This is a genomic window from Kitasatospora sp. NPDC004745 (assembly GCF_042873275.1).
GTDB lineage: Bacteria > Actinomycetota > Actinomycetes > Streptomycetales > Streptomycetaceae > Kitasatospora.
The window spans coordinates 30,422-42,362 of sequence record NZ_JBIALK010000015.1; the positions used below are offsets into that span (position 1 = coordinate 30,422).

Annotated in this window: 4 protein-coding genes; 3 read left to right on the top strand and 1 reads right to left on the bottom strand. The window is 73.7% G+C overall.

Annotation, left to right across the window (positions count from 1 at the left end):
* Positions 1–788: 788 nt before the first annotated feature.
* From ACFYUY_RS23415 to ACFYUY_RS23425, 3 genes are all read left to right on the top strand, one after another.
* Positions 789–5,459 carry a hypothetical protein gene (locus ACFYUY_RS23415; RefSeq protein ID WP_387903198.1) on the top strand — a complete coding sequence of 1,557 codons (4,671 nt, stop codon included), beginning with the start codon at positions 789–791 and terminating at the stop codon, positions 5,457–5,459.
* 64 nt (positions 5,460–5,523) lie between these two features.
* The gene (locus ACFYUY_RS23420; RefSeq protein WP_387903201.1) at positions 5,524–9,192 is read left to right on the top strand and encodes a hypothetical protein; all 3,669 of its coding nucleotides are present in this window, start codon (positions 5,524–5,526) and stop codon (positions 9,190–9,192) included.
* Positions 9,193–9,469: 277 nt separating this feature from the next.
* Complete coding sequence (locus ACFYUY_RS23425; protein WP_387903203.1) at positions 9,470–9,913, top strand: GNAT family N-acetyltransferase; 444 nt, start codon at positions 9,470–9,472, stop codon at positions 9,911–9,913.
* A gap of 635 nt (positions 9,914–10,548) precedes the next feature.
* Here the strand turns inward: ACFYUY_RS23425 and ACFYUY_RS23430 are convergent.
* Positions 10,549–11,652 carry a M23 family metallopeptidase gene (locus ACFYUY_RS23430; RefSeq protein WP_387903205.1) on the bottom strand — a complete coding sequence of 368 codons (1,104 nt, stop codon included), beginning with the start codon at positions 11,650–11,652 and terminating at the stop codon, positions 10,549–10,551.
* Positions 11,653–11,941 lie beyond the last annotated feature (289 nt).

The following is an 11,941-nucleotide window of genomic DNA, read 5'->3' on the forward strand; positions in this document are numbered from 1 at the left end:
GGCATCGATAGGAACTCCTTTTCCCTGCACGGTTGTTACAAGGCATGGTTGTTACGAGGCATGGTTGTTATGAGGCGCGGTTGTCACGAGGTCGGTCACAGCGACATTGCCGCAGGTGGCGAGCGGTCGTCCCCGGTGAAGCGGTGTGAGTCAGTACGCCCCCGCTGTCCACGGTGTCATCGCGGTATCCGCCCGTACAGGTGGTGCAGGGGTTGCCGGTGGTGAGCACGGTGGCGCCCGGGGCGCGGGAAGCGAGACCATGCTCTTGCCGGCGGACGGCGGAGAGGACGCGGTGCCGGGCTGCCGGGGAAAGGGCCTTCGTGCAGATCAGGGCCGTATGCGAGACCTCCGAGAGGAACCGCTGGGGGTACGGCCCGGAGCGCACCACAGCCGGAGAAGATCATCTGTTCGATTTCTGCGGGCCTCGGGCCCCGCGAAATGTCAGTGCCGGCGTGTAGGTACCGGCGCGACGTACCGGGTCCGGGGAGGGCCGACTGCTGCCGTCGGCACCCGGCTGCCCGCCTGACGCGTCCGTTGGCGGTCCGCGCGCCATCGCGGGACGCTGGAACTGCGGCCCTGTGCCGCGACGACTCCAGCCGGACCGGCGGCCGTTGAGGAGTCTGCGGGCTCCACCGTACGGTCGCGGCCCGGCACGGCCCCGAAGGGGCAGCTGCCGCAGGAGGCCCGGCACCACCTGCGTAGCCGCGCGGAGACCGGCCCCGGAACTGCTGCGCGCGGACGCCACCACCTCCGACACGCACTGCAGCGCGCGTAGAGGGGCTACCGTCATGCCCGACACCGACCTGCTCAGCCTGCTGATCGCGCACACCGGGGATCTGCGGCCCGGCCCGGACACCACGCCCGCAGAGCTGACGGACCTGCGGCGCGCCCTGCTCGACGGCGCGCCCGGCGGCCCGTCTCCGGCCTCCGGAACCGCTCCGACCGTGGACGGCGCCCTCCGCGCCGAACTGGACTACCTGATCGCCCGGCACGCCTCGGCGCCACGGCCGCCCGGCCCCGCGCCCCGCCTGATCCGCCGCGAGACGTTCGCCCCGGGCCTGGACCCGTCCGCCCCGGGCCGGGCGGTGGCCCAGCGGCCGGCCCGCACCTTCGGCCCCTTCCTCGACGGCGCGGACCGCCGGGTCTGGTTCGACCTGTTCCAGCCGCACTCCTGGCTGACCGTCCACCGGGGTGCGGCTGGCCCGCCGATCCTCGCGCTGCCGCCGGCGAGCGAGGGGGTGCCCGGCCTGGGGCAGTTCGACCTGCCGGGCGGCACGGTCTGGATCGCCGTCGACCAGCTCGTCGGCTCGGCCCCGGGCGACGGCTGGGCGGGCCTGCGGATCAAGAGCGGCACCCTCCACGTCGGCGCCGCGCCGCAGCTCTCCGACGGGCGGCTGACGGTGCCGCCCTCCGTGGACCTGCGGCTGACCCTCACGCCCGATCCCCCGGCCGGGTCCGGACCAGGCACCGGGCCGGGCGCCGAGGCCGCAGGCACCACGGCGGGCTTCCCCGTGGAGGTGGTCCTCCTGCTCCAGCCGTCCGCCGGGTCCGTCAGCAGCCCCGATGCCTCCCTCACCGTCTACGGCAGCTCCTTCGCCCTGCGGGCGAACGCGCAGCCACCCGCCTACGACCAGGGCTCCAGCCGGTTGCTGATCCCGTTCACCCCCACGCCCGACCGGCTCACCATCACCCGGACCCGGGCCGACCTGTTCACTCCGTCCGGCACGGCGGCGGTCGCCCGCGCGGCCTGGGCACTGCCCGTGGTCAGATCGGCCCCCGAGGGACTCGGCGAGGCGGCCGGCACCGGCGCGCTGCTGCTCTCCGTGAGGGACGGGCTGACCGCGAGGTGGCCCGGCCTCGACGGGGGGCCGGCCGTCCTGGGCCCCGTCGACGTCCTGGCCCACGGGCAGTCGCTGTCCGTGGTCTGCACACGGGCCGCCGCCTGCCGGGCCCGCCAGGAGTTCCGGCTGTGGCGGGAGTCCGAACCCGACGTCCGCTCCTCGGTCGAGATCCGCTTCCCCCACGAGTTCCCCCTGGACTACGAGAGCGTGCTCCCCGCCGGAGACCTGCTGATGACCGCGGGCACCGCCCGTACCCGGCTGGACCGGCCGCGTACTGCCGCGGGCGAGCCCATCGACACTCCGCTGAAGGCGGCGTGCATGCTGGGCCAACAGCCCGGCAGAGTCGGGCTCCTGCTCACCGCGGTACCCGACCGACCCCGGCCTGCGGACCGGACGGCGCTGTCCCTGGCGAACGTGCTGCTGTCCACCACCCCGCCGTCCCGCCTGACCGTCGCCGGGCCGCTGGCCGCACCCGACCGGCTGGACTCCGGCACACTCACGCTGGACTTCGGGCTGCTCCACGTCCTGCCCATGCTCCCCGACCCCTACGCCGCGAACTTCACCGTCCTCACGGACCGTGAACCGCCCGCCGAAGCGGTGACGGTGCAGGCCAGGGTCGCCTGGTCCGACCCGGCGACCCCCGACCTGACGATCGGCCTCGGCACCGACGACGCCTTGCCGCCCGATCTGGTCCCGCCACCGGGACCGGTGTTCGGCTTCCGTCCCGCCGACCATCCCGCCCAGCCCCCCGCGCCCGCGCAGCAGGCACTGGACTGGCTCCTCACCGTCTTCGACGAGCTCGGCCCGTCCACCGGTCTGACCCTGCTCGACCTCTCCTCGAACTCCGACCAACTGGGCGTCAGCATCCCGCTGAGCGCCGCCGCCCGGCTCCCGGTCACGGTCAAGGACCTGATGCTCAACACCGCCGCCGGCAACGCCCGGATCTTCCTGCTGCCCCAGTTCCACTGGGAGACGGTGCACAACCTGACCAACCCCATGACCGGCGACGTCGACGGGCCGCTGCGCTCCGGCGACGACGGCCTCCCCGCCCTGGTCCTGGCCGACTCCGTCGCGCTCGTCCCGTTCGTGCCGGTCCCGCTGACCGAGGAGGTCGTCCGCGGCTACCGGCAGGACGCCGCCGGCGTGAGCGCGCTGTTCACACTGCCCTTCGGCCTGATCGCCCTGGCCATGCTCGATCCACACGACCGCCGGTACCGCAAGCCGCCCGAACTCGACCTGCGGAGACCCGATTTCACCGCACCGAGCGGCCGGCCGGCCGACCGGATGACCGGCGCGCGCCAGCTGAGCCTGCGGGCCGGAGTGAGCGCCGGCACCGACGACGCTCCCGCGGTGGTCCCCCCGGTCCCCCTGCTGGGCGGCGCCACCAGGCAACTGGAGAACCTCACGCCCGGGTCGTCCGTCAGCTCCGTCCTCGGCCTGCTCGCCGGCGACTTCGACGCGCTCTTCCGGACCGAGGTACCGCTGAACCGGATCGAACTCGGCGGCTACGGCGCCAACGTGTTCAGCCGCTGGGTGAACGACTCCACGTCCGCCGTGACGATCACGCAGGTCGCCTTCGACGCCTTCCACGGCCGGACGGCCTTCGAGCGCGTGCAGTTCACCACGATCCTCTGGCCCTGCCAGGCGACGCTGGTACGCACCATCACGCTCGAACGCCGCGGCAGCGCGGCCGTGGTCCGCTTCGACAGCGGCTGGCTGGCCAGCACACCCGGGCTCTTCCACCACCCCAAGGCTCCCGGCATCACCTTCCACCCGGGCGTCGTACGGGGCCTGTTCGACATCCGCGAGATCCGGGACACCTCGCTGTACGTGGACCTCGACGGCGCCGCCGGCGCGCCCGGTCCCCGCCTCCAGGCGGTCTACTTCGACGCCGACGTCGAGATCGACGGTCTCACGGCCGGGGGCGCGAACGGCCGGGTCCCGGCCCACCGCCACCTGGGCTTCGTCCAGCGGATCCCGCTCTCCGAGCAGGTCTCCAGCAGTGGCGTCGGCGCACTGACGCCCGGCCAGCTCCAGCAGCTGTTCACCCTGCAGGGACCGCTCGGCGGCCCGGTGGACTGCACCATCCGGATCGGCGACTCGCCGCACCTGATGCGCGTCACCGGAGTCCACGCCGACAGCGCCGACCCCGCCTCCCGGCAGTTCGCCGTCGCCGTCCACGGCACGCCCGCGCTCCCCGCGCCCGGCCAGTGGAGCGTGGTGCGGGTCGAACCGGACCAGACCGTCGCCCCGGTGGACGCCCAGCGGGGCGTGCCACTGATCCGCCGGGGCGAGGCCACGGCCACCGGAGCCGACCCGTACCCCTTCCGGTTCGCCGACCCCGCCCACCTCTTCAACGACCACCCGGACGACTACTACGCCCTGCTGTTCGCGAGCGAGACCCAGCGGATCCTCTACCCACGGCCGAAGATCGACACCGGAACGGCGGAGATCACCAGCGTCGACACACCCCGGCTGGCCGATCCGTACGCCCTGCTGCGCACCGGCGGGCTCTTCCCACCGCCGACGACGGACGCCGTCCCCTTCGACCCGAACGACCCTCCGCAGGCGTTCCCACTCACGCTGGACGCCGGCCGGCTGCGGTTCACCGGGGGCACGGTCTCCTTCCCCGCCGCGGTGGACCGACTCCTGGTGAACGCCGACTCGTGGACGGCGCGCACGCAGTACGCCTCGTCCACGGTGCGGGTCGAGTCCGACAAGGACTGGCGGATCGTGCAGCAGCAGGTCGAACAGCACCTACGGTTCGAGCCGCTCGGCGAGATCCTCACCATCGTCCACGACATCGACTCGCCGACCGCCGGCTCGACGGACTTCCCCACGCCCGCAGTCGAGCTGGCCGGCCCGCTGCAGCCGGTGGCCGAAGTGATGAACCTGCTCAACAGCCTGGTGCCGAGCCACGGAACACCGGGACTGCCCGGCCCGCTGCAGGTCTCGCTCACCCGCGACGGCACCGCCGTACGCCTCACCGCCGTCGCGGACTTCGCGGTGGCCGACCCGGACGGACAGCCGGTCGAGTGCGGGTTCGGCAAGCTGCTCGGCCACCTCAAGGTCGGCGCCGACATCGCCGCCGACCTGGTGGCCGCGAAGAGCGGAGGATCGGTCTTCCTGGAGATCACCGGCAGCTACCAGCAACAGATCTTCCCCGCGGTCTACGGCGGCGGGCTGCTGCGCTTCAAGATCGGCGCGGATCAGACCGGCGCCACCACCGTCGAGCTGGACGCCTGCGCAGTCGGCTCGGTCGGCGGCACGCTCATCCCCGGCCTGATCGACCTCGAAGCCGGCGTCAAGTACGGCTACTTCATCGGACGGGCCGGCGACCGCTTCCAGCCGGGCATCGTGCTCGGCATGGACGGCCGCGCCACGCTGCTGTCCGGGCTGCTCGGGTTCAGCTTCTCCGTGGACGGCCACCTCGACGTCGACCGCGTCGACGTCCGGGAGATCTCGGTCAGGCTGCACGGCGACATCCTGGTCGCCGGCACCGTCACCGCGGCGTGGTTGGTGAAGGCCCGCAAGTCCTTCCACACCGCCTTCGACGTCACCGTCGACTGGCAACTCGTCGCGGGCGCCGCCAAGGCCGGGCTGATCCCCGTGCCCTGAGACCAGCTGGCCCTCATGCGCCGGGGCCGCCTGCCCCGTGCCGCCCGATCGTGGAGGTGCCCCGATGCCCATCAACAGCGCACCGCTGAACATCCTTCTGCTGCCCGGGCGTTGGCAGCCTCCCACGCTGACCCTGACCCTGCTCGTCCTGCCCCAGGGCGACCCGCGAGCGGCCCTGCCCGGCACCGGCACCGCGTTCGCCGACGCCGACCTCACCTTCGACGCGATGTTCGTGCCCACCCTCACCGACCTGCCGACCCCCGCGAGCGCCCACCGCACCGCGCTCACCACCACCCGGCCCGCACGCCGTCGCGCCTTCTTCGACGAACTGGCCGCACTCTTCCGGATCCGCCCCTCGGGCCTGCCGCCCGAAGGCCCGCCCTCCGCCGTCCGCAAGTTCCTCCCGCCCAGCTTCCGCGCCGCGAACGGCTACACCACGCCGCGTTCGCGCTTCCTGGTCACCGACCGCTCCTACGACTGCGTACTCAAGGAGACCAAGCCCCACGTCCCGCCGCCCGACCGGCCCGACACACGGCTCGAATGGGAGGAGGTGCTCACCTTCGTCCTGCGCCAGCCCCGACTCGCCCGCGAACTGGGCCTGCTGTACGACACGACACTCACCCCGGGCACGACCGACCCGGTCGACCAGGGCGGCTACCTCTTCGCCGACCCGGCCGCGGGCAGCGCCTACCGGGCCGAGGCGAACACGAATCCGGCCCTGCTCGCACGCTACGCCGCCCGGATCCCGCCACTGACCACCGCGCGTCCGGTCTTCGCGGCCGTGCTCTTCCCGGTCACCGGCACCGGCGACTTCGACCAGGTCTTCGTCGAGGCCGACGCCTACGACCACGGCTTCGCGCGCGTGGTACACGGAGCGCAGTCGCGCAGCGCCGCACAGGTCGAGCACGACGTCGAACCGCCCGAAGGAGCACTGCCCCCGGTCAAGGACACCGGCATCCGGCTCGGCTGGGACGACGACCAGGTGACCGTCTGGCTCAACCGCCAGTTCGGCGTCAACGCCCACGACACCCAGCCGTCGCCCGACTCACCGCTCGGCGTCGCCGGGTACCGCGTGGACGTCCGCGAGGACGGCGCCCCGGACGCGCCCTGGCACTCACTGACCCACGTCGCCGGCGACCTCACGCTCGGCCCGCTCGGGTTCGGCCACTTCGACGGCGAACTGGCCGTCGAGACCACGCCCGTCAACCACACCCTGCAGGCGAAGGACGAGTTCTGGCTGCCGGCCTACTTCACCGCCTGGCGCGGCGGGTCACTGGTGCTGGCCGATCCGAGTGCCATCAAGGTCTCGGGGCGCAAGGGCGCCAACGCCGACACGGTCTACCGAGCGGTGGACGCCGACGCCGTCCCGCTGCGCTACGGACACACCTACCAGTTCCGCGTCCGGCTGACGGACCTGGCCGGCGGCGGTCCGCTCGTCACCGACCAGCACGACCCGAGCGCGCCCGCGCCGGTCGCCGTCGTCCCGTTCCGCCGCTTCGTCCCGCCGCGAGCCGTCCGGGTCGACCACGGCGGGCTCGGGGCGGACGGCCGCAGCGCCGGCTACACCGTCCACCGGCCACTGCTCGGCTACCCCGACCTGGTGTACACCGGCTTCCCGGACGCCATGGACGCGCTGCTCGCCGACCTGCCCGCGGCCCAGAGCGAGTACCGCGAGGCCGTCCGGCCCGATCCGGACGTCACGCAGCTGCGCATCGACGTGTCGGTGCGCACGCTCCAGGGGGACCCTGCGGCCGACTCCGACACCGCCCAGCCGTTCCGCCCGCTGTACACGGCGGTCAAGGCCTTCCCTCCCGCGCCCGACCAGCCGCTGACGCTGCGCGCCGTCTTCGAGGACCTCCCCACGGCCTCCCGGCTCGCGGACCTCACCCTGACCGGCCCCACCCCCCTGCCCGACCCCGACCCGCTGCGACTGCCGACGGCCCGCGACGTCCGCCTCGTCCTGACCGCCCTCGGACGCGAGGACCAGGAGCTCGGCTACTGGGGCAGCGACCGCGCGCGCACCGGCGCGGCGCCCGTGAGCGTGTACCTCCGGGCACCGTCCGCCGACGAGCGGCAGCTGTTGCAGTCCCCACCCGAAGGACCCCAGGTCCAGGCCGTCTTCCTGCAGCCCGACCCGGAGGACAACCCCGCCTCCGCGGCGCAGCGGGCGGTCTCGGGGCAACGGGTCGACGCGCCGTCGGACCTGGTGGACCGGCTGGCCCACCAGCTCGGCCTCACCCGCTCCGCGCTCACCCTCTCCGCACGCGCCGGGCGCCGGCTGGTCCTCGGCGCGGCGGCCGGGCTGCGGCACACGCTCAGCCCGGAACGGGACGCGATCACCTTCGCGACCAGGACCGACCTCACCCACCGCTGGCTGGTCTGCCTGCACCTGAGCCTGGAGCGGGACTGGAGCTGGGACGCGCTGCAGCCCGCCGCCTTCGAGGTACTGCGCGACGGCACCCCCGTCGGGACCCTCACGCTGCCGCGCACCCTCGCCCGCGGCGCCACGGGCCGGCCGGACGGGACAGGCCCTGCGGACGGGGACGGCGACCCGCAGGCGCGGGACCGCACCGAGCTCCTCTTCCTCGACGCCTACGACGACCAACCGCCCGTCGACAAGCCCCCGAGCGAGACCCGGCTGACCTACAGCCTGGTGCCCGCCTTCCGCCCGCCGCCGGCCCAGCAGGACCCGGTCCGCCAGGACCCGGTCCAGCAATGGCCGCTACGGCTGCCGATCACCACACCGCCCGGCCAGGTCCCCCGGCTTCGGTCCGCCGGCGTCGCCGCCACCCCCTACCAGCGTGACCAGGACCGCTACACCGCGACCGGGGAGCGGCGTCGCCTGCTCTACCTCGAACTCGCCGAACCGCCGAAGGACCCGGCCGACCGCTACTTCGCCCGCGTCCTGGCCGGCGCCCCCGACCCGATGCTGCTGCGCGGGGCCCCGGAGCGGCCCGATCCCGCCGAACCGCCGCTCGACGTCGCCGAGCCCATCCGGGTCGTCACCCAGAGCAGCTCCGCCGACTGCGCCGGCCACGCGCTGATGCAGGAGCTGATCCCCGCCGCGGACGGCCTGCACTACCTGCTACCACTGCCAGAAGGCATCGGCCCCGACGCGCCGGAGCTCTTCGGCTTCTACGTCTACGAGCTGAGGGTCGGTCACGACTGCTCGCGCTGGAGCACGGCAGCCGGGCGCTTCGGGCCCCCACTGCGGGTGGCCGGGGTACAGCACCCCGCACCGCAGCTGCGATGCACGGTCACCCGCACCGACGAGAAGGTCACCGTCACCGCCCTGCACGCAGCCTCGGTGGCCGACGGCACCGGAGTGCGCCCGTACCCGCCGGCCACCACGATCAGCGCGCTGCTCTACGCCCAGGTGCAGCAGGCCGACGGCCGGGACTGGCGCAACGTGCTGCTGGACTCCCGCCCGCACGCCGGCGGCCCTGCGGCCTGGAAGCACGAACCGTTCGATCCCCACGTCCCGTCGAGCGTGCTGTCCTTCCCGAACGGCGAGATCCTCGCCAAGCTCGCCTTCCTCGGCCTGCCCCTGGACGCCTCGCTCAGCGTGGTCGCCGTCGAGGCCCTCCCGGAACCAGGCGGGCGGAACGAACTTCCGCCGCTTTCGCAGGGGTTGGGAAGCGTCCGGGTCCTGCGCACCTCGCCGCTCACCCCGGTGCCGGCCATCTGCCCCCCGCCGGTCGCACCGGTACCCGGGATCGAGGAGGGGCGATGACCTCGGCGTTCGGGAAGGACAGCCCGCTCACACCACCCTTCCCTGCCACCGGTACCCGATCGAACCCGGCGGCCATGTCCCACGCCCGCCGAGGTCGGCGACCGCGCGCAGCGTCGTCGACGAGCTGCTCGACGTTCCAGTCGGCGACGTCCAGCAGGAGGCCGTCGAGCGGGTCGCCGGCCGGCCGGGCACTGTCTGGATCAGGCCCCACCCGGTCTGCTCCTGTGACTGGGTTATCCAGTTGACGCCTCGCGGGGTGAACGGCTCTCCTGCTTCAATGCCTCAGCTCAGCTTCACAGAACCGGTAGGCGACGCCATGCTCGCCGACTGGCAACGCGTCCATAACGTGATCATCCCGACCGACGTCCTGTCACTCGACGAGGTGCGCGAGCGGGCCGGGCGCAACCACTTGGAGGTCGCGTACCTCGACGGCGAGCCGGTGGGCTGCACGACCGTACGCCCACCCGCCGGCGACAGCCCGTCCACCGCCACCGTCATTGCCCGGGTCCTCCCCGAACACCGCCGCCAGGGATTCGGCGAGCAGCTCTACCAGCGCGCACTGGAGCATGCCCGCGCTCTGGGCGCCACCACCATCGAGACCGTCGTCCTGGCCTCCAACGAGGACGGCCTGCGGTTCGCCGAGGCTCACGGCTTCGGCGAGATCGACCGCTACGTCCTCCCGGGCGACACCATCGCCTACGTCGACCTGCGCCTCACCTGAAGAAGCCGGCAGAGCAGCGGCCCGTGTGACCGGTCGGCGGATTCCTGCTCGGCCTGCCGACGGTCGGCGAGCTCCCGCTTCCATCCCTTGGACGGCGGCCACGGCACGCCCCGGACCGCGGGCGGCCTGGGCGGGCGCCGTGGTGGTCCCCCGGTGGGCCGGGCCGTGGGCGGTGACCCGGCCCCGGCCGCCATGGGGTCGGGCTCGGCGAGGCCGTCCAGCGCGGCGGCCAGGACGGAACGGCGAGGGCAGCGCGGCGTCGGAGCGGGCACCGGCCGAGCAGCAGCCCGGCGGCCAGGTCGTGGTGCACCGGGCGGCGCCGGGTTCGGCCGCCTTCGCGTGACGGTGCGGGGTGCGGCGGTGTGTCGGCACGGGATCCGGCCGTCGCCGGATTCCATCCGCAGCAACGCCAAGTCCCCTTCGGGCGCGAACTTCCTCCGTTGCCGGCCGGCGGCCCCGGCCGGCCAGAGCGGTGCCGGGGATCAGGGGGTGTCGCCGGTCCGATCGTGCCGGCCGGTCGAGGGCGCCTGCGAGCGCCCGCCCCGATGCGTCCCGACCCGGATGCGTCCCGACCGGATGCGTCCGGGCGGGCGCCGTGTCGTCGGCGCCCGCCCGGGGGACGTGCCGGAGTCGGGTCAGAACTCCAGCACCTCGCGGTCGAGCGGGTACTGCGCTCGGTGGGGGCCGTCGTACGGTGAGGGCGTGATCGGCAGGACGCCGGTCGGTTGCAGGCCCAGGTTGTCGTCCCAGATCCGGGGTTCGACCTGTCCGAGGACGCGGAACCGCCGGAAGGTGAACGGCGGGCTGTCGGTCGGGAAGAACTCGGCCGTGGTCATCACCTGGAAGTGCAGGTGCGGGGTGGTGGAGTTGCCGCTGTTGCCGATCAGCGCGAGGACCTGGCCGGGTTCGACGCAGTCGCCCTCCCGGACGTTGAGCGAGCCGGGCTCCAGGTGGCCGTAGAGCAGGTAGCGGCCCGGTGCGACTTCCAGGGTGATGTGGTTGCCGACGGTGTCCTCGATCGGCGGGATGGGCGGCGTGTGGGGCGGCGGGTTGTCCGGGATTCCGTCCTGGACCTCCACCACCCGGCCGCGGGCCGCGGCCGCGACCGGCTGGCGGTAGCTCAGGTAGCTGGTGAGCTGGGCCGGGTCGCCCTCCCAGGCCTGCCCCTGCTCGCCGACCCGGTACCAGTCGATCGCGAAGCGCTGCGGCACGTCGAAGCGGCCGTTGATCGGGGCGAGGCCGCGCCGGTGGTGGGTGTTGCCGCAGCACGACTCGCTGGCGTACCAGGTGCCGGGGAGGACCGGCGGGTTCAGGTTCAAGGGCGCGGTGCGGGCGGTCGGGGTGGCCTGCACGGTCTCCTCGAACGCGGAGGGGCCGGAGGCGGTCAGGATGGCACCCGAGAGATGGTGTTCGAGGACCTCGGGTACCGCCCGGCCGTGGTCGAGGGTCAGGTCGAGCCAGATGATCCACTGCTGGGAGCCCTGGATGACGGTCGGCGTCGGCGCCGGGGGCGGCGGGGTGTACGCGTCCGCACCGGGCAGGGGGTCGCCCACCGGATTGGCGGCCTCGGCCAGCGCCTGCCCGCTCAGCGAGCCGATGACCTGCTGGGTGCGGGCGTCCGTGACGTCGACACGGTCGAGCCGCACCGGCGCGCTGCTGGACAGTGCGCTCGTGGTGAGCAGTTCGTACGAGAGGTGCGTCTTGCCGTCCGTGGCGTCGAACGGCGCCGGTTCGGTCATCACTGCCGCCGTCAGCGGCGTGAACTGCGTGCCGGGCGCCAGAGCGGCCGCGCCGGCCCCGTGTCCTGGTCCCGCCGAGGCCACCAGCATGCCGCCCGCGAGCACGGCTGCGGCGAGCCCGCGCAGTAGAGGGCCGCGACCGGTGCGGTGACGAGGGTCGTGCTCTGCCATCGTGCTCTTTCATTCGTCGGGTCCGGGTCCGTGAAGGCCCCGGCACGCCCCGCGCCGAGGCGCAGGCCCATGCAACCCGGAGGCGCACCGCTTCGGGCGGAGGCCACCGGAGCCAGGT